18 protein-coding genes are annotated in these 18,554 nt (G+C 63.1%); 16 read left to right on the plus strand and 2 right to left on the minus strand.

Annotation, left to right across the window (positions count from 1 at the left end):
• Window positions 1-181 precede the first annotated feature (181 nt).
• Window positions 182-3,754, plus strand: coding sequence for a chromosome segregation protein SMC (smc, locus tag ASH00_RS10590; RefSeq protein ID WP_056548296.1), 3,573 nt, complete (start codon window positions 182-184; stop codon window positions 3,752-3,754).
• On the opposite strand, the gene ASH00_RS10595 is transcribed toward smc, so the two are convergent.
• A complete protein-coding gene (locus ASH00_RS10595) occupies window positions 3,729-4,991 on the minus strand; it encodes an MFS transporter (RefSeq protein WP_056548298.1) in 1,263 nt (420 codons plus the stop codon). The two genes, smc and ASH00_RS10595, sit on opposite strands and share 26 nt — an antisense overlap.
• Window positions 4,992-5,057: 66 nt before the next feature.
• Here ASH00_RS10595 and ftsY point away from each other — a divergent pair, with 66 nt between their 5' ends.
• The 3 genes from ftsY to ASH00_RS10610 all read left to right on the plus strand — a co-directional run bounded on the left by ftsY (window position 5,058) and on the right by ASH00_RS10610 (window position 8,093).
• Window positions 5,058-6,263 (plus strand): signal recognition particle-docking protein FtsY, encoded by a 1,206-nt coding sequence (ftsY, locus tag ASH00_RS10600; protein WP_056548299.1) that lies wholly within the window; start codon window positions 5,058-5,060, stop codon window positions 6,261-6,263.
• A 187-nt stretch (window positions 6,264-6,450) separates the two neighbouring features.
• Window positions 6,451-7,758: an ammonium transporter gene (locus tag ASH00_RS10605; RefSeq protein ID WP_056548300.1), complete on the plus strand. Its 1,308-nt coding sequence runs from the start codon at window positions 6,451-6,453 to the stop codon at window positions 7,756-7,758.
• Window positions 7,755-8,093, plus strand: coding sequence for a P-II family nitrogen regulator (locus tag ASH00_RS10610; protein ID WP_056548302.1), 339 nt, complete (start codon window positions 7,755-7,757; stop codon window positions 8,091-8,093). Before ASH00_RS10605 ends, ASH00_RS10610 begins: the two co-directional genes overlap by 4 nt.
• Before the next feature lie 63 nt (window positions 8,094-8,156).
• On the opposite strand, the gene ASH00_RS10615 is transcribed toward ASH00_RS10610, so the two are convergent.
• A complete protein-coding gene (locus ASH00_RS10615) occupies window positions 8,157-9,608 on the minus strand; it encodes a glucose-6-phosphate dehydrogenase (RefSeq protein ID WP_235563263.1) in 1,452 nt (483 codons plus the stop codon).
• A 114-nt stretch (window positions 9,609-9,722) separates the two neighbouring features.
• On the opposite strand from ASH00_RS10615, the gene ffh reads away from it, so the two are divergent.
• The 12 genes from ffh (at window position 9,723) to ASH00_RS10675 (ending at window position 18,511) form a co-directional block, all read left to right on the plus strand.
• The gene (ffh, locus tag ASH00_RS10620) at window positions 9,723-11,306 is read left to right on the plus strand and encodes a signal recognition particle protein (protein WP_056548394.1); all 1,584 of its coding nucleotides are present in this window, start codon (window positions 9,723-9,725) and stop codon (window positions 11,304-11,306) included.
• Window positions 11,307-11,370: 64 nt separating this feature from the next.
• Window positions 11,371-12,093: an alpha/beta fold hydrolase gene (locus ASH00_RS10625; RefSeq protein ID WP_056548304.1), complete on the plus strand. Its 723-nt coding sequence runs from the start codon at window positions 11,371-11,373 to the stop codon at window positions 12,091-12,093.
• A 76-nt stretch (window positions 12,094-12,169) separates the two neighbouring features.
• Window positions 12,170-13,051, plus strand: coding sequence for a VOC family protein (locus tag ASH00_RS10630; RefSeq protein WP_056548306.1), 882 nt, complete (start codon window positions 12,170-12,172; stop codon window positions 13,049-13,051).
• A 175-nt stretch (window positions 13,052-13,226) separates the two neighbouring features.
• Window positions 13,227-13,631, plus strand: a complete 405-nt coding sequence (gene rpsP, locus ASH00_RS10635; protein WP_056548307.1) for a 30S ribosomal protein S16 — start codon at window positions 13,227-13,229, stop codon at window positions 13,629-13,631.
• Window position 13,632: 1 nt separating this feature from the next.
• The gene (locus tag ASH00_RS10640) at window positions 13,633-13,875 is read left to right on the plus strand and encodes an RNA-binding protein (protein ID WP_026543804.1); all 243 of its coding nucleotides are present in this window, start codon (window positions 13,633-13,635) and stop codon (window positions 13,873-13,875) included.
• 97 nt (window positions 13,876-13,972) lie between these two features.
• Window positions 13,973-14,551, plus strand: coding sequence for a ribosome maturation factor RimM (gene rimM / locus ASH00_RS10645; protein ID WP_056548308.1), 579 nt, complete (start codon window positions 13,973-13,975; stop codon window positions 14,549-14,551).
• Window positions 14,551-15,339, plus strand: a complete 789-nt coding sequence (gene trmD / locus ASH00_RS10650; protein ID WP_056548309.1) for a tRNA (guanosine(37)-N1)-methyltransferase TrmD — start codon at window positions 14,551-14,553, stop codon at window positions 15,337-15,339. Before rimM ends, trmD begins: the two co-directional genes overlap by 1 nt.
• Before the next feature lie 216 nt (window positions 15,340-15,555).
• Window positions 15,556-15,915 (plus strand): 50S ribosomal protein L19, encoded by a 360-nt coding sequence (rplS, locus tag ASH00_RS10655; RefSeq protein WP_056548310.1) that lies wholly within the window; start codon window positions 15,556-15,558, stop codon window positions 15,913-15,915.
• A gap of 14 nt (window positions 15,916-15,929) precedes the next feature.
• Window positions 15,930-16,658 (plus strand): signal peptidase I, encoded by a 729-nt coding sequence (lepB, locus tag ASH00_RS10660; RefSeq protein ID WP_056548312.1) that lies wholly within the window; start codon window positions 15,930-15,932, stop codon window positions 16,656-16,658.
• Window positions 16,658-17,464: a signal peptidase I gene (lepB, locus tag ASH00_RS10665; protein ID WP_056548313.1), complete on the plus strand. Its 807-nt coding sequence runs from the start codon at window positions 16,658-16,660 to the stop codon at window positions 17,462-17,464. Before lepB (ASH00_RS10660) ends, lepB (ASH00_RS10665) begins: the two co-directional genes overlap by 1 nt.
• The gene (locus ASH00_RS10670; protein ID WP_056548315.1) at window positions 17,461-18,177 is read left to right on the plus strand and encodes a ribonuclease HII; all 717 of its coding nucleotides are present in this window, start codon (window positions 17,461-17,463) and stop codon (window positions 18,175-18,177) included. Before lepB (ASH00_RS10665) ends, ASH00_RS10670 begins: the two co-directional genes overlap by 4 nt.
• Window positions 18,178-18,184: 7 nt before the next feature.
• On the plus strand, window positions 18,185-18,511 hold the full coding sequence (locus ASH00_RS10675) for a DUF2469 domain-containing protein (protein ID WP_056548317.1): 327 nt from the start codon (window positions 18,185-18,187) through the stop codon (window positions 18,509-18,511).
• Window positions 18,512-18,554 lie beyond the last annotated feature (43 nt).

The following is an 18,554-nucleotide window of genomic DNA, read 5'->3' on the forward strand; positions in this document are numbered from 1 at the left end:
TCTGAAAATGATAAGCATACTTCGGTTACTAACGTTCCTGAGGAAAGCCTAGTTCCTCCGGCAGATAACGGCACGTTGACACCGGAGATACCCGGGTGGAGATGCGTGGGTAAATGCCGTGAAACCGGCTGTGAACGCAGTAGATTATGGGTAACTATCCCTTTTTGGAGACCCGAGACCCGTGCACCTGAAAAGTCTGACCGTTCGAGGCTTCAAGTCTTTTGCCTCTGCGACGACCTTCGACTTTGAACCTGGAGTCACCGCCGTCGTCGGTCCCAACGGATCCGGCAAATCGAACGTTGTGGACGCCCTCGCCTGGGTGATGGGCGAGCAGGGCGCAAAGACGCTGCGCGGCGGAAAAATGGAAGACGTCATCTTCGCGGGCACCTCCGGCAGGCCGCCGCTGGGCCGCGCCCAGGTGTCATTGACCATTGACAATGCCGACGGAGCGCTGCCGATCGAGTATTCAGAGGTGACAATATCCCGCACCCTTTTCCGGGCGGGCGGCTCCGAATACGCAATCAACGGAAATAGTTGCCGGCTCCTCGACATCCAGGAGCTGCTCTCCGATTCCGGGCTCGGGAGGGAGATGCACGTCATCGTCGGGCAGGGCCAGCTGGATCGTGTGCTGCACGCAACCCCTGAAGACCGGCGCGGGTTCATCGAGGAAGCCGCCGGAATACTGAAGCACCGCCGGCGCAAGGAAAAGACGGTCCGCAAGCTCGAGGCCATGCAGGCCAACCTCACCCGGCTCACCGACCTCACCGGCGAGCTTCGGCGGCAGCTGACCCCGCTCGGCAAGCAGGCGGATATCGCCCGCCGTGCCCAACAGGTGCAGTTCGAGGCCCGCGATGCGCGTGCGCGGCTGCTCGCCGACGACCTGGTGCAGCTCACCTCGTCTTTCGAGCAGGAGATCGCTGACGAGACTGCACTGAAGCAACGGCGTGCCGAGGTCGAATCCCTCCTTGAGGCCGGGCGGTCCCGGCAGGCCGAACTTGAAGGCCTTGCCGCGGAGGCCACACCGCGGCTGAATGCAGCACGTGACACCTGGTACCGACTCTCATCCGCGAGGGAGCGCTTCCGGTCCCTCGGCGCCCTCGCCGAGGAGCGCCGTCGTCTGCTGGGATCTGTGGACCCTGCAGGGGAGGGTGGGCGTGATCCCGCTGAGCTGGACCGGCAGGCCGCGGTTGTCCGTGCCGAAGAGACTGAGCTGCACGAACGCGTTGCCGAGCGTTCCGACATGCTTGAGGACGCGCTCGAGCAGCGCGCCGAGGCGGAAGACGCGGCCGTCGCCGAGGAGCAGCGCCTCGCGTCCCTGCTGCGCGCAGCTTCGGACCGGCGCGAAGGGCTCGCTAAGCTGTCCGGTCAGGTGGGCGCAGCGCGGTCCCGGGTCGAAGCGGCGGAGGCAGAACTGGGCAGGCTCCGGGAGTCCGTCGTCGAGGTGTCCGAACGTCGTCGTCGTGCGCAGAGCGAGTTCACTGCGCTCGAATCGCAGGTTGCCGGAGCGGAGGAAGGCGAAGAGGGCCTGGACGCCGATTATGAGGAAGCCGGCGCCGCCCTTGACGCTGTGCTGGAGAGGCTGGAAGACCTCAAGGCGCAGGAGCGGTCGGCCGAGCGGGAACGCGGCGCGCTCCAGGCACGACTCGAAGCCCTGCGTCTCGGCCTGGAGCGCAAAGACGGGTCAAGGACCCTGTTGGCGGCCGGGATGGACGGGGTGCTCGGGCCGGTTGCCGGGCTGCTGACGGTGGAGCCGGGCTATGAGGCCGCCATAGCGGCCGCGCTGGGCTCGTTGTCCGAGGGAGTCGCGGTTGAATCGCTCGGTGCCGCCGGTGCTGCCCTTCAACGCATGAAGGACGACGACGCCGGCCGGGTCGAGCTTCTCGTCGCAGGCCCGGAGGGTCACGAGACTGGCGCTGAAGCGCTGCCCGACGGCGCCCGCGCCGCCGCTTCGCTCGTCACCACCCGCGGCGGCGTAGACGGGGCCGTGCGCGCCCTGCTGGCTGCCGTCGTTGTCGTTGAGTCGCTTGCGGACGCCGCGGATCTGGTGCAGCTGTATCCTTCGCTGACCGCAGTGACACGTGAGGGTGACGTCTATACGGCGGTCTCAGTGCGGGGAGGTACTGCCGCGGCGCCCGGCACCCTGGAAATTCAGGCAGCTGTCGATGAGGCAACTGAAGCCCTTCGTATCGCTACCGAACGGAACGAGCGCGCCCGCTTCGGGATTTCTGCAGCCACCGCACAGCGGCAGGAGGCTCAGGAACGGGCAGACGCGGCGCTGGAAAGGCTGCACGAATCGGATGCACGGCTCGCTGCCGTCGCAGAGAAGCTGGGCCAGCTGGGATCAGTCCTGCGCTCCGCCTCAGGGGAAGCCGAGCGGCTGACACGCCTGGCGGAAGCGGCCGAGGAAAACCTTGCCGCGGAGCAGGGCCGCCTTGAGGAAATCGCGCAACGGCTCGCGCACGCACAGGACGCTCCGGCGGATGCTGAGCCTGACACCCAGAGCCGGGACATGCTCGCTCTGGCTGCGACACACGCCCGTCAGGCGGAAATGGAGGCACGTCTTGCGCTGCGGAGCGCTGAGGAGCAGCTGCGGGCAACCGCAAGCCGGGCAGCGTCCCTGGAGCGCGCGGCGCAGACGGAGCGGGCAGCACGGGAACAGGCAGCGGAGCGGGCCAGGATCCGCCGGCTCCAGAGCGCCAAGGCAGCCGCCGTAGGGAAGGCCGTGCACCAGGCCCTGGCTTTCCTCGACGTCTCAGTCAACCGTGCCGGCCACGCCCGGAACGCTGCTGACCAGGTACGGTCCGCGTGGGAGTCCGAGCTCGCCGGAGTCCGCACCCGGAACGAGTCGCTGATGGCGGAGCTGGCGGAATTGACCGATTCCGTGCACCGGGATGAATTGGCCCGCGCCCAGCAGCGGCTGAGGATCGAGGCACTTCAAAACCGGGCTATCGATGAGCTGGGGCTCACTGCGGACCACCTGGTCGCCGAATTCGGACCGGACCAACCCGTTCCGTCCGCCGCACAGCCGGCGGATAAGTGGGCGGAGCTGCACGTGGCCGTGGACGACGACGGCAATGACATACGTGAGGGCGTGCCGTATGTCCGCGGAGAGCAGGAGAAACGCCTCAAGCGGGCCGAGCGGGATCTTTCGGCGCTCGGTAAGGTAAATCCGCTGGCGCTGGAGGAGTTTGCGGCGCTCGAGGAGCGTCACCAGTTCCTCAGCACCCAGCTGGAGGACCTCAAAGCTACCCGTAAGGATCTGCTGGACATCATCCGCGAGGTCGACGAGCGTGTGGAACAGGTGTTCACCGCCGCCTACCGGGACACTGCGGAGCAGTTCGAGCGCGTGTTCGGTCGTTTGTTCCCAGGCGGCGAGGGCCGGTTGGTCCTGACCGATCCGGAGGACATGCTGACCACCGGCATCGAGGTCGAGGCGAGGCCGGCAGGCAAGAAGATCAAGAGGCTCTCACTGCTGTCCGGCGGCGAAAGGTCACTCACCGCCGTCGCACTCCTGGTGGCAATCTTCAAGGCCCGCCCTTCGCCGTTCTATGTGATGGACGAGGTGGAAGCGGCACTTGATGACACCAACCTTGGCCGGCTCATCACCATCTTCGAAGAATTGCGGGAATCCAGCCAGCTCATCGTCATCACCCACCAGAAACGCACCATGGAGGTGGCGGACGCGCTCTATGGCGTGACGATGCGCGGCGACGGCGTGTCTACCGTGATCAGCCAGCGGCTGGTGGACGCCTGACTGACAGGTTCGCATCAACCAGCGTTTCGCGTGCCGCCGTCCACATCAGAAGCGCCGCCAGGGCCGTCACACCGGTGAGCCCGAAGGCCCAGCCGTAGGAGAAGGCATCGACGAGCAGCCCGGCCAGGATCGGCCCGAAGATGGCTCCGGTATCGGTGCTCATTTGGAAGGCGGCCAGCACCTTTCCGCCGCTCCTGTCATTGCCGATGACGTCGGCGACGGCCGCCTGCTGTGCCGGGTTGAGGATGCCCGCGCCGATGCCGGCGACCACTGAGACGGCTAGGAATGTCGTCACATCCGCGGTGAGGCCAAGACACGCCATCGCGGCGCCGTTGACGGCCAGGCCGGTGAGTACGAGCGGTTTCCGGCCGAGTGAATCGGCCAGCCTGCCGGAGACCGTCAGAGCGAGTGCAGTCCCGCCGGCGAAGAAGGCGAGGGCGATTCCCGCCACCTCCGGGCCTGCTCCGAGCACTGCCGCTGCGAACAGCGGCACGAGCGCCATGCGCACGCCGAAGGACGCCCAACCGTTTGCGAAGCCGGACACGAGCGCGGCCCGGTAGGCCGAATCCCGGACGGCTTCCCGCACGGTGAGGACCGGCTGGGCGGCAGCTGCCGTGCGGGTGCCCAGCGTGGAGTCCTTGAGCTGGAAGAAGACGACGGCGGCCGCAATCAGCAGCGCGCCCGCATACACAAGAAACGGAACCCTCAGGCCGAACCCGGCCAGCAATCCGCCCAGGAACGGGCCGGCAATGCTTCCGAGGAGAAACGCCGAGGCATAGGCGCCCGTCACCCGTCCACGCATCCCAGCAGGGGCAATACGAACGATGAGACCCATCGCCGAGATTGTGAACATGGTCGAGCCGATGCCGCCAAGGCCGCGGAAGACCAGCAACTGCCCGTAGTCAGCTGCGAACGCGCATGCCGCCGTCGACAGCGCGACGATCAGCAGGCCGGCCACATACACCGGACGCTCACCGAGGCGTTCGACCAACTTGCCGCCGGCGGGCGCAAAGACAAGCCGGGTGAACGCGAAGGCGCTGACGATCACGGCAGCGGCTGTCGCTTCCACGCCGAAGCTCTGGGCGAACTGCGGGAGCACCGGCGCAACGAGCCCGAAGCCGATCGCGATGACGAAGGCCGCGGCGATGAGTACCTTGATCTCGCGCGGCAGGCGCGGGCGTTCTTCAGCGGCGGAGCCGGGTTTCGTGCGTCGGAGAAAGTTTCTGAAAGCAACCACGATTCATGATTCTCCCAGTTTCTGCGCGCCCCAACTGCCGGGCGGCCGTGTGAGAAGCTTGGAAGCGTGAATGAGATCCTCCCGATAGTTATTTACATCGTCGTCGCCCTGGCTGTTCTGGGTTCGCTTGCAGCCCTGTTGGTGCGTTCCCGCCGCACCCCGCCGGGTACCTACTCCACCACGCGGGACGCGGACGACGACGGCGGTACCGCCTCACGCGGCGTCGGAACCGACACTCTGGAGAGGCCCTCCGGCCTCGATACCGGGCCGGACGTCGTCGTGCCTGATGACCTCAGGGATCTTGAGGACACCCGGACAGGCGTCGAGACCGTACCGGTCGAGACTCCAGATCCGGTGCAGGGCCGCCTGGCCAGACTGCGCGCCAGACTGGCGAAGTCAAACAATGCGCTCGGCAAAGGCCTCCTGGCACTGTTGTCCCGCGACCGCATCGATGAGGACGTCTGGGACGAGATCGAGGAAACGCTGCTCCTGGCGGACCTCGGAACTGAACCGACCACCGAACTTGTCGATGCTCTTCGCGAACGCGTGAAAATTGCGGGCAGCCGCAGTCCGGAGGAGGTCAAGGGGATGCTCCGGGAGGAGCTCATCAAGCTCGTTGACCCCACGATGGACCGGTCGCTTGCCACCGACCGCCACGCTGACCGCCCCGCCATTGTGATGGTTGTCGGAGTGAACGGCGTGGGAAAGACCACCACGGTCGGCAAGCTCGCCCGTGTGCTCGTGGCGGAGGACAAGGACGTGCTGCTCGGTGCAGCAGACACCTTCCGCGCAGCCGCTGCGGAACAGTTGGCTACCTGGGGACAGCGGGTTGGGGTGCCCACGGTGAAATCGGATGTCGACGGCGCAGATCCTGCCTCCGTGGCCTTTGAGGCGGTCAAGGCTGGAATCGAAGGTGAGGTCGACGTCGTCATGATCGATACCGCCGGCCGCCTGCAGAACAAGGTTGGCTTGATGGACGAACTCGGCAAAGTCAAGCGCGTCATTGAGAAGCAGGGCACCGTCGACGAGGTGCTGCTCGTTCTTGACGCCACCACCGGTCAGAACGGTCTGAACCAGGCCAAGGTGTTCTCAGAGGTTGTCAACATCACGGGAATCGTCCTGACCAAACTGGACGGTACCGCCAAGGGCGGCATCGTCGTCGCAATCCAGCGCTCGCTGGGGGTACCGGTCAAGCTGATCGGTCTGGGTGAGGGCGCTGATGACCTCGCGCCGTTCGAAGCCGAGGAATTTGTCGACGCGCTCCTGAACTGACCCAGGGACGGCGGTTCAAGGTTCCGCTCCACCCGCGAAACACGGCGGAAACACCGGGGACACGCACTCTTTACGTCAGTGCGTCCGGCGTAACCTCCCGGCAACACAGTTCCCAACGTGCTGAAACACGTCGTTGCAAGACTTCTCTGCAGCGGGAAGTGCCCGCCACTCGCGAGAGGACGTAACGATGGATCTGACAGCAGGTCACGTCTGGGTCATGGTTTCCGCCGCCCTGGTATTGCTGATGACCCCCGGACTGGCATTTTTCTACGGCGGCATGACCCGCGCAAAAGCAGCACTGAACATGATGATGATGAGCTTCATCGCCGTCGGACTGGTGGGTATCGTCTGGGTGCTGTGGGGCTACTCGATGACGGGGGGCGACGGCGTTGCCCAGCTCTTCGGGAATCCGTTCTCCTCCTTCGGGCTTGAGGGCCTCATCGGAACAGAGGACATGATCGGCGCAGGCTACGGCGTTACGTTTGCGATCATCACGGTGGCCCTGATCAGCGGCGCAATCGCGGACCGCGCCAAGTTCGGCGCCTGGTCGCTCTTCGTGCCCATCTGGGTCACAGCCGTCTACTGCCCGCTGGCCTTCATGGTCTGGGGCGGCGGACTGCTCAGTGCCGAGGGCGCTATCGGAAGCACCGTCGGTGAGGCCATTGACTTCGCGGGCGGCACCGTCGTCCACATCAGCGCCGGCGTCGCGGCACTGGTACTGGCCATCATCCTCGGCAAGCGGCAGGGATTCGGCAAGGACCCTGCACACCGGCCGCACAACGTCCCGCTGGTCATGCTTGGCGCCGCCCTGCTGTGGTTCGGCTGGTTCGGTTTTAACGGCGGTGCCGCAAGTACTGCCGAAGAAGCGGGGCTGATCTGGGTCAACACCATGGCCGCGCCCGCAGCAGCAATGGTCGGCTGGCTCGTCCTCGAGCGTTTCCGCGACGGCCGGCCCACATCCCTCGGAGCAGCCTCGGGCATCGTCGCCGGCCTCGTTGCCATCACGCCGGCCTGTGCAAGTGTCAGTCCCATCGGAGCGGTCGGACTGGGTCTGGTATCGGGTGCCGTGTGTGCGCTGGCAGTCGGCTTGAAGTACAAGCTCGGCTTTGATGACTCACTCGATGTGGTCGCAGTGCACCTGGTGGCGGGCACCCTGGGAACCATCGCGATCGGCTTCATTGCCCTGCCTGTCGACGGCGAAGGCGGCGGGTTGTTTTATGGCGGCGGCAGCGGTCAGCTTGTCGCGCAGATCGTCTCTGTCCTGGTAGCCGTAACGCTGTCTGCGGTGATGACGGCCGTGATCGGGCTGGCGATCCACAAGACCATCGGGTTCCGGGTTACTGCCGACAACGAAGTGTCCGGCGTCGACCTTTCCGAACACGCGGAAACTGCCTACGAATTCGGAGGGCTCGGCGTTGGAGGACAGTTCCACCCGTTCCACGCAACCGCCAAGGTCTCCGTTGCCGATCCCGGCCAGCAGAAGGTGACGTCATGAAACTGGTTACTGCCATTGTTCGTCCGGACAAACTGGACAGCGTCAGGGGAGCCTTGGAGGACTACGGCGTTCAGGGCCTTACCGTCAGCCAGGCGAGCGGTTACGGCCGCCAGCGCGGGCACACGGAGGTTTACAGGGGAGCGGAGTACACCGTCGACCTCCTCCAGAAAGCCCGCGTAGAGGTGCTTGTGTCGGACGCCTCGGTCACCGACATCGTGGACGTGCTGGTCTCAACAGCAAACACGGGCCGGGCTGGCGACGGGAAGGTGTGGGTCCTCCCGGTGGAAGATGCCGTCCGCGTCCGTACGGGCGAACGCGGGGAAGCGGCGCTCTAGCGTTCCAAGGATGTTTTGTGCAGCTGTGGCGGGATGGGATCGGCCTATCCCGCCATAGCTGCACTATTTTTCGCCTCCCACTTCGGCTGTACCCCAGTTCGACGGACCGGCCGATCCCGCTGGATATTCGTCCATCGGTACATCGTTTGCTTTCCAGGCCTCCAGCACCGGTTCCACGATGCGCCAGCAATCCTCAGCCGTGTCGCCGCGTACGGACAGCGTGGGGTCACCGGACAGCACGCCGTCAAGAACTTCACCGTAGGGCAGGAGTTCCGAGGCATTCAGTTCCGCCTGCAGGGTTGCCCGGTCCAGGCAGAATACGTCGCCGGGACCGTTCACATCGAGGTCCAACTCAAGGGTGTCCGGACCGAAGCCGATGCGCAGCCGCGTAGGGGAGTCCACTCCTGTGAAGCCGTCCGGAAGGTGGTTAACCGGCTTGAAGGTAATCACTGCTTCCTTGCGGGTCCGGCCGAGGGACTTTCCTGACCGCAAGCGGAATGGAACTCCCGCCCACCGCTCGTTGTTGATTGACACTACAATTTCGGCGAGCGTCTCGGTGCCACGGGATGGATCGACGCCGCTCTCATCCACATAATTTGGAACCTCGCGCCCGTCGATGCTTCCCGCGGTGTAGCGGGCGCGTCGGGTACTGGAACGGAAATCCGGGTGCACCGAGCTGGCCCTCAGCACGGTTCCGATATGGTCCCTCAGGTCCCGCTCGTGCAGCGTCGAGGGCGCATTCATTGCGATGAGAGCCATCACCTGCAGCAGGTGGCTTTGGATCATATCCTTCAACGCACCAGCGCCGTCGTAATAGCGCGCACGGTTTTCGAGTGTCAGCTTCTCGTCGAAGACAATGTCTACCGAATCGATGTGGAGGCTGTTCCACACCGGTTCCAGCAGGCGGTTCGCGAACCGCAGTCCAAGGATGTTCAGCACCGTCGCCTTACCGAGGAAATGGTCCACCCGGTGGATGTGGTCTTCAGGCACCAACCGGCCCAGAATCGTGTTCAATCGGGTTGCCGATTCCCTGTCGGTGCCGAACGGTTTCTCCATCACCAGGCGTGATCCGTCCGGGAGGTCCTCAGGTTCGAGTGTGGCGCAGGCCTTCTCGCTGACGGCCGGCGGCAGTGCGAAATAGATCGCGACCGGCGGCTGGAGGCCGGCAATCAGCTCTGCCAGTGAACCCTCCGCTGTGACATCAACCTGATGATAAGTACTGGCCGCGCAGATCTGTTCAAGAGCGCCGTCATCGTTGCGGGTACCGGTATCCGGCGATGCAGCGGCGAAGGACGTGGCGAGGCGCTCCTGCCAGTCCTTAGTGCTCCAGGCGTCCGAGCCGGCTCCGACCAGGGTTATCCCTTCGGCTTTCCCGTGTCTCACCAGCCGCGCCAGCCCGGGCAACAGCAGGCGGCCGGTGAGGTCGCCAGAGGCGCCGAGGATCAGCAACGTCTTGATGGCCTGCCCCTGGAATTGGTGTCCGGAAGCCTGTTCGTCAATCGCATGAGTAGTCACCCTTAACACCCTGCCACTGCAAGGGGGTAGCTGTCTGCTGCCTGTTGGAGCGAACCCAGTTGCTACCCTAGATAGTTGAATCCACTTGAGTTCGAGGAAAGCAGTTCACGCACCGTGTTCAATTCACTTTCAGACCGGTTGACAGCGACCTTCAAGAACCTGCGCGGAAAGGGCCGGCTGTCGGAGGCGGACGTCGACGCAACGGTTCGTGAAATCCGTCGCGCCCTGCTTGACGCGGACGTTGCTGTGCCGGTGGTTCGCGCCTTTACAGCGCAGGTCAAGGAACGCGCCCTTGGTCTTGAGGTCTCACAGGCCCTCAACCCCGGACAGCAGATTGTCAAGATTGTGAACGAGGAGCTGGTGGGCATCCTCGGCGGCGAGACGCGACGCCTCCGACTCGCCAAGAACCCGCCCACGGTCATCATGCTTGCCGGTCTTCAGGGTGCAGGCAAAACCACCTTGGCGGGCAAGCTGGCCAAGTGGCTCAAGGGCCAGGGCCATAGTCCTCTGCTGGTTGCCTGTGATCTCCAGCGTCCCAACGCGGTCAAGCAGCTGCAGGTCAACGGGCAGCGCGCAGGCGTTCCCGTGTTCGCTCCACATCCCGGTGTGAGTTCCGAATTCGAGGCGTCGACCGGCAATCCTGTGGATGTTGCCCGACAGGGCGTCGCCGAGGCACGAACCAAGCTCCACGACATCGTCATTGTCGACACCGCCGGCCGTCTTGGCATCGATGCCGAGCTCATGCAGCAGGCGTCGGACATCCGTGATGCCGTCAACCCGGATGAAGTGCTCTTCGTTATTGACGCGATGATCGGCCAGGATGCGGTGAATACCGCACAGGCCTTCAACGAGGGCGTCAACTTCACCGGTGTGGTTCTGACCAAGCTGGACGGCGACGCCCGCGGCGGCGCCGCCCTTTCTGTGGCGTCGGTGACCGGCAAGCCGGTTATGTTTGCTTCCACAGGCGAGGCCCTCACCGACTTCGAGGTCTTTCATCCGGACCGTATGGCATCCCGCATCCTCGACATGGGAGACATCCTCACCCTGATCGAGCAGGCCGAGAAGGCATGGGACAAGGACGAGGCCGCCCGGATGGCGAAGAAATTCGCCGACCAGGAGGATTTCACCCTCGATGACTTCCTTGCGCAAATGCAGCAGATTCGCAATATGGGCTCCATGAAGAAGATGCTCATGATGATGCCGGGCGCCGCGAACATGCGTGAGCAGCTGGAGAACTTCGACGAGCGCGAGATTGACCGCGTAGAAGCGATCGTGCGTTCAATGACCCCCCATGAGCGGGTCGCGCCCAAAATCATCAACGGCTCGAGGCGCGCCCGCATCGCCCGCGGCTCCGGCGTCCACGTCTCTGAGGTCAACGGGCTGCTCGAGCGTTTCGGGCAGGCACAGAAGATGATGCGTAAGATGGCTGCCGGTGGCGGCATTCCCGGCATGCCCGGTATGCCAGGTCCCGGCGGCTTCAATGGCGGTGCACGGAAGGGCAAGGCAAACGCCAAGGGAAAGAAAAAGCCCCGCTCGGGCAACCCGGCCAAGGCTGCCCAGGAGGCTGCTGCCGCAGAAGCGCGTCGGAACGGTCAGCGCACATCCGTGCCCACCGGTGCCGCTTTCGGCCAGCAGGAAAACTTCGATCCGTCGTCACTGAACTTGCCCAAGGGCTTCGAGAAGTTCCTCGGGAAATAGTTCGATCGGGACGGTGGAACGCCAACCGGACGGGTTTGTCGGAGGTGGCAGCTAGGTTGAGGTCATGAAAAGTGATCGCGTTGTCTTCGTGCATGGTGCCGGAACCTTTGGTGCAGCTGCCTGGCCCAGACAGCACGGAATGGCACGTGAGTTCGACTGCCTGTTTGTACGCCGTCATGGGTTTGATCCTGTGGCTGCTCCGCTCAGGACAGATTTCGAGGCGGACCGGCAGATCGTCGAGGAGGCACTGGGGCGAGGCGGTCATCTGGTAGCGGCGTCGCAAGGAGCCGTGTCGGCAATGATGTTGGCCGTCGAGAGGCCGGATCTTGTCCGGTCCCTCGTTCTGGCTGAGCCGGCCTGCCTGTCCCTTACCAAAGAACTGCCGGCAACAGCAGCACACCGGGAGCGGGTGGAGCCGCTTTTCATGCGCGCTGCCGAGCTGACTGATGAGGACTTCAGCAGGGAGTTTGCCCGGGCGGTTATCGGTTCTGAACCCCGGCCCCTGAACACCGCCGAAGATCGTGACCGCGCCCGGCGTCTCAGGATGCAGGCGCCTCCATGGACGGCTCCGCTCGCTATAGTTCCCGGCGTTCCCACCCTCGTCCTGACCGGTGGTTGGGAGCCGCTCTACGAAGAGGTCGCTGAGTACCTCGCGGGGACTGGGGCGGTGCATCGCGTTGTTGGCGGAGGGCATCGTCCGCAGGACACTGAGGAAGGGAACACCATCCTTCGCCGGTTTATCCGAGACCATGCGGAAAAAGGCCCTGAACTGGGAGTTGATGCTTGACCGTACAGTGTTGCTGGGAATAACTTTAAGCTTCAAGTAGTTGGATCGAGTGAACCACACACTTGGAGGAATCGTGATGACCGACGACCTGCTTCCCGCGGATACTGCAATGGGCACTGTGATGCTGAAGGTCGGAGATCTTGACCGGATGGCGAACTACTACCGGAGCGCACTTGGCCTGGTCGACACCGCAGAATCCGACGGCGGGCTGTACCTGGGACGAGCCGGCGAACGGCTGATTCACCTTGCTCCAGCCGCCGGCTTGAAGTTGCCCGATCCCACTGAAGCGGGGCTGTTCCATACCGCACTGCTTTTCAGGGACCGCGCCGATCTTGCCGCAACCGTGGCATCCGCGGCTCATGTCGCGCAGTCCTCAGAAGGCCGGTACGTGGGAAGCGCAGATCATCTGGTCAGCGAGGCGTTCTACTTCTCTGATCCCGAAGGCAACGGGATCGAACTGTATTTCGACAAGCCGCGGGAAACCTGGGACTGGACTACCAGCGAAGGAAAGCGGACCGTCGTCATGGACAATGCTCCACTTCCTGCGAGGCAATATCTGGAAAGTAACCTGACAGAGGAGTCGGTGACCAAACAGCAGCAGGCGGCCGCCGACGTCGGGCACGTTCATCTGCAGGTGGGGGACGTGCAGACGGCAGAGCAGTTCTATGTGAGTACCCTCGGGTTCGAGCGCACTGCCGGCTGGCACGGGCAGGCGCTGTTCGTCTCCGCCGGAGGTTACCACCACCACATGGCGATGAACGTCTGGAACAGTCGTGGCGCAGGCCTGCGCAAGGACACACTGGGGCTCGGGGAAGTCCTTATCCGCGTACCTCTTGCGGATGAAGTTGGGGCACTGGCTGAGCGCTTGAAAAGTGCAGGTATTGAGCACCATCACACCGGCCAGGAACTGCGGTTCGACGACCCGTGGCGAAACAAGCTCAGGGTTTCAGCGAGCTGAACGTGCGCCAGGTCGCCGGGAAGCATCAACTTCTGGCACAATGGATTCGTACCCAATCTGCGCAGCCCCTCTCTCTGCGTGCGTTGTGTCCTTCAGAGCTCCCAAATGTATGGCCCGCCCCACGGGTGCAGAAACCGGAGTTCGCCCTTTTGATCAACAAGGAGTGACCACACAAGTGGCCGTAAAGATTCGTCTGAAGCGCTTCGGCAAGATGCGCGCACCGTACTACCGCATTGTCGTCATGGACTCCCGCGCCAAGCGTGATGGCCGTGCCATTGAGGAAATCGGCAAGTACCACCCCACCGAGGAGCCCTCATTCATCGAGGTCAAGTCGGATCGTGCACAGTACTGGCTCGGCGTGGGCGCACAGCCCTCCGAGCAGGTCGCCGCGATCCTGAAGATCACCGGTGACTGGCAGAAGTTCAAGGGTATCGAGGGCCAGGAAGGCACCTTGAAGACCAAGGCTCCCAAGGAGACCTTCACGGCTCCTGAAAAGGGTTCCGTCATTGTTCCCGAGGCAATCACGCCGAAGAGCAAGAAGGCCGACGAGCCTGAGGCTGAAGCCACCGAGGCTGAGTAAGTTGCTTGCTGAAGCGCTGGAGCACCTCGTCCGCGGAATCGTGGACAGCCCTGATGATGTGCAGGTATCCTCCAAGTCGAACCGTCGCGGTGAGACTCTGGAGGTTCGTGTGCATCAGGAAGACCTCGGCCGTGTCATCGGTCGGCAGGGACGCACGGCGCGCGCATTGCGCACCGTCATTTCCGCTCTTGCGGATGGCGAGCCGGTGCGGGTAGATGTCGTGGATACCGATCGCCGCCGCTGATCAGCAGCACCTATGCCAGAAGTCCGGCCCCAACTCTCAAGGCGTTGGGGCCGGACTTTTTACTGTATCGACACGCTCTCTACCTACCGGAGAATCCATGGATCTGCAGGTCGCCCGCATTGGAAAGCCCCACGGTATTCGGGGTGAAGTAACCGTTCAGCTCTTCACGGACGCCCCTGAGGAGCGGTTCGAGCCCGGCGCCGTCTTCCGGGTGGAGCCGGAAGCTCAGGGACCGCTCACCTGTTCCAGCGCCCGTTGGAACAAGGACATCCTGATCCTCGGGTTCGAGGAGGTTTCGGACCGCAACGCTGCCGAGCTGCTGAGAGGTGCGAAGCTCTTCATCGAATCCGGTGGCACTTCAGACGACGACGGCGATGCCTGGTACGAGCACGAGCTGGTGGGACTCGAGGTGCGTGTAGGAGACGCCGTCGTCGGCCGGGTCAGCGCTCTGCGCACCCTGATGGTCCAGGACCTGCTCATCATTGAAGGCTCCGATGGTCAAGAGATTCTGGTGCCGTTCGTGGAGGAGATTGTTCCCGAGGTCGATGTCGAGGGTGGCTTTGTTGTCCTGACCCCTCCAGAAGGCCTGCTTGAGCTGAACCTCCCTGGATCGAACCAGGCAGAATCCGATTCCGCGGAGGGCGGCAACGCTGAAGGAAAGGCAGACCGCAACTAGTGCGTATCGACGTCGTCAGCATCTTTCCGGAGTACCTGGAAGCACTCAATCTTTCACTGATCGGGAAGGCCCGGAATGATGGTCTGCTGACGCTCGAGGTCCATAATCTTCGAGACTTCACCACCGACCGCCACCGGACCGTCGATGACACACCGTATGGCGGTGGGGCCGGTATGGTGATGAAACCGGAACCGTGGGCACAGGCGCTGGAGACGGTGCGGGAAAATAAACGACCGGTCCTCATCGTCCCATCACCGGCTGGAACGGTCTTCACTCAAGCGATGGCATCGACACTGGCTCAGGAAGAACACCTGGTGTTCGCCTGCGGGCGCTATGAAGGAATCGACGAGAGGGTGCTCGACTGGGCCGAAGGTTCGTTCGACGTACTTCCGCTTAGCCTGGGCGACTACGTGTTGAACGGCGGCGAGGTCGCTGTGCTCGCGATAGTGGAGGCAGTGGCCCGGCTCTTGCCCGGAGTTGTTGGCAACCCGGAATCCCTCGTCGAAGAATCGCACTCGGACGGCTTGCTGGAGTACCCGGTGTACACGAAGCCCTCCTCCTGGCGGAACCTGAATATTCCTGAAGTTCTCCTCAGCGGAAACCATGCGCGCATTGCGCGTCACCGGCGTGACGAGCAGCTGCGCAGGACGGCGCTGCGACGGCCGGACCTCCTCGAGAAGCTCGACCCGGCAGGCCTGGACGCGGCAGACCGCGCCGTACTCACGATGCACGGTTTCGCCGTCGTGGAGGGGAAAGTGGCACGTGCCGCCATGTCCTCGCCGGATTAGTCGCTGGATTCCGGCTGTCTCCGTCGTTGTGGCATAATTGAAGCTTGTGTCAACTGGTACGCACCTGCCACAGGGGGAGCGTAACCAACAGGATGGCACTCCGGAGTGCGCCAAAGGGCATGACGGTATCTAATCTTCAACGGCAACCGCCTGCATGCAGGTCTTGGTCGTTGTGACCAACGTGAGGGACCTGTGGCGTTCACCAGGAGCAATTTCATGCATATTCTCGACAATGTGGACGCAGCATCGCTGCGTAATGACGTTCCCGACTTCCGTGCGGGTGACACGCTCAAAGTTCACGTCAACATCATTGAAGGCAAGAACACGCGTGTTCAGGTCTTCCAGGGCTTCGTTCTCGGCCGCCAGGGCGACGGCGTTCGTGAAACCTTCACGGTCCGCAAAGTCAGCTTCGGGGTCGGCGTGGAGCGTACCTTCCCGGTGCACTCCCCGGTTATCGACAAGATCGAGGTAGTCAGCAAGGGTGACGTACGCCGCGCGAAGCTGTACTACATGCGCAATCTTCGCGGCAAGGCTGCCAAGATCAAGGAAAAGCGCGATCCAAAGACCGCCAAGTAACTTTCTTCCTGTCTATGCCTGAATTTTCCGACGGACGGAAACCCTCCAGGCAGCAGCCGAAGCGCTGGCCCGGTATCACGGGCCGGCGCTTCGCCTTTTGTGCCGTGGCTTTCGTCTGTGTTGCCGTCGTCGCCGTCAGGGCACTGCTCGCCGATATCTTCTACATACCCTCCGGTTCAATGGAGCCGCTGCTCGAAGAAAATGATCGTGTCCTGGTTTCAAAGACCGACTACGTCTTCGGCGATATCAAGCGAGGCGACGTCGTCGTCTTTGACGGCAGGGGATCGTTCGCACCGCTAGGCGAGGGCGGGCTCCAGCAGGCAATATCGGATGCAGCGCACTTCTTCGGTGTCGGCGTCTCCGGGACAAACTACGTGAAGCGTGTGATCGGCACGAGTGGAGATACCGTGGTGTGCTGCGATTCTGCAGGGCGACTGTCCGTCAACGGGAACGCCATTGCGGAGCCTTACGTTTTCCCCATGGACGAGCCGAGTGATACGCAGTTCGAGGTAGCAGTTCCAGAGGGTAAATTATGGCTCATGGGTGATCACCGTTCGGAGTCCTTTGACTCGCGCGGGCTGTTGGGCGCACCAGGCGGCGGGCTTGTCTCCCAGGAACGGGTTATTGGCCGTGCAACCCACGTGCTGTGGCCTTTCGACCGTTTCACCGCAATACCGCGCCCTGCGGATTCTTCATCGTCGGCCCGACTTTCTCCGAACACACAGCAGAGGAACAGCAGATAATGGCCAAAGCCCACTCGGGGGCGCCGAACGACGGCGCGGGAGACCCAGCAGAGACTTCCCGTTCCACCTCCCCGGACAAAGAGGTTGCTTCCGGTGGGTCAGCCGCCCGCAGCCTCGGCAGCTGGGCGAAGGAAGTACTCATCATCGTCGCAGTCGCTTTGCTGCTTTCGTTCCTCATCAAGACGTTCCTCTTTCGCGCGTTCTTCATCCCGTCAGGGTCGATGGAAAACACCCTTGAGATCGACGACCGCATCTTTGTGAACCAGCTTGTGCCTGAGCCTTTCGAGCTCAAGCGCGGCGACATCGTCGTCTTTCGCGATACCCAGGGCTGGCTGCCCGAACCTGCGGCTGGAACGACGGACAGCAACTGGTTCAAGGATGCGCTCATCTTCGTCGGCCTCGTGCCCGACGAGTCCCAACAGCATCTCGTCAAGCGTGTCATTGGTCTGGAGGGTGACCGTGTAATCTGCTGCGATGCCGAAGGAAGGATCACGGTCAACGGGGAAGCACTAGACGAGCCGTACCTGTTCCCGGGTGCCAGCCCGTCGGACGTGCCGTTCGACGTCACGGTGCCTGAAGGAAAGATCTGGGTCATGGGTGACCATCGGAACGCTTCGGCGGATTCACGGGCCAACACGGACAAGCCCGGTGGTGGTTTCATCGATGTGGATGACATCGAAGGTAAGGCTTCCGTGATCGCGTGGCCGTTGGACCGTATGGGCTTCCTGGACAACTACCCGGACGTGTTCGCTGACGTGCCTGAGGCACCCCAGAGCAGCACCGGGCGGGAACAGTCGGGGCCGTGACCGGAAAGGCTCCAACGCTGCGCTACGAACGTTCCTTCCTGGCCGAGGGGCACCGCTTCCTCGCCGGCTGCGACGAAGTGGGGCGAGGCGCCTTGGCCGGGCCGGTGACTGTTGGCCTGGTGGTGGTCGACCTGACGACTGTGAAAGGCCTGCGGGGGGTGCGGGACAGCAAGCTCCTGAGTGCGCCTGACCGCGAAGCGCTGGTGCCAAAGATCCAACGCTGGGCGGCCGCATACGGGGTTGGGCATGCCACAGCTGCGGAGATCGACGCTACGGGTCTTATGGCGGCGCTCCGCGCCGCAGGGAACCGCGCCTGGTCGCAGGTGATACGCGAAGCACGCCCGGACGCCGTCATCCTGGACGGAAACCACAACTGGCTGGCGCCTGTTTCGCAGGGATCACTTTTTGGTGACGCAGAAACTTCTTCCGAAGTCAGTTGCGATGCCCCTGTGCACACCCGGATCAAAGGAGACTTGCAGTGCTTGAGCGTCGCTGCTGCGAGTGTCCTTGCCAAGGTGGAACGGGATCGGCTGATGATCGACTTCGCGCAGGATTATCCGGGGTACGGCTGGGACGTCAACAAGGGATATGCAACGTCTGCTCACCGCGCCGCGATTGACGGGCTGGGTCCATGCGTCGAACATCGTCGGACGTGGCGTCTTGGCACCGCTATTGCGGGTCCCGGCGTGGCTGCCGGCGATATTGGGAGATGATGGGGTCATGAGTGCCGAAGATCTCGAAAACTACGAAACCGACATGGAATTGCAGCTCTATCGTGAGTACCGCGATGTCGTCAGCCTCTTCAACTACGTGGTCGAAACGGAGCGCCGGTTCTACCTTGCTAACCACGTTGACCTTCAGGCCCGTTCGGCGGAGGGGGAAATCTACTTCGATCTCACGCTGAATGACGCATGGGTGTGGGACGTTTACCGCTCGGCCCGGTTCGTCAAGACCGTGCGCGTCATCACGTTCAAGGACGTAAACGTCGAGGAGCTGGCCAAGACCGATGACATCCCACTTCCGAAGGACGGATCACTGGGGGCCTGACTCCTGCTCCACAACCGGGCAGGTTTCGTGCAGTTGCCCACAT

It is taken from the genome of Arthrobacter sp. Soil782, assembly GCF_001428435.1.
GTDB classification, from domain to species: Bacteria; Actinomycetota; Actinomycetes; order Actinomycetales; family Micrococcaceae; genus Arthrobacter_D; species Arthrobacter_D parietis.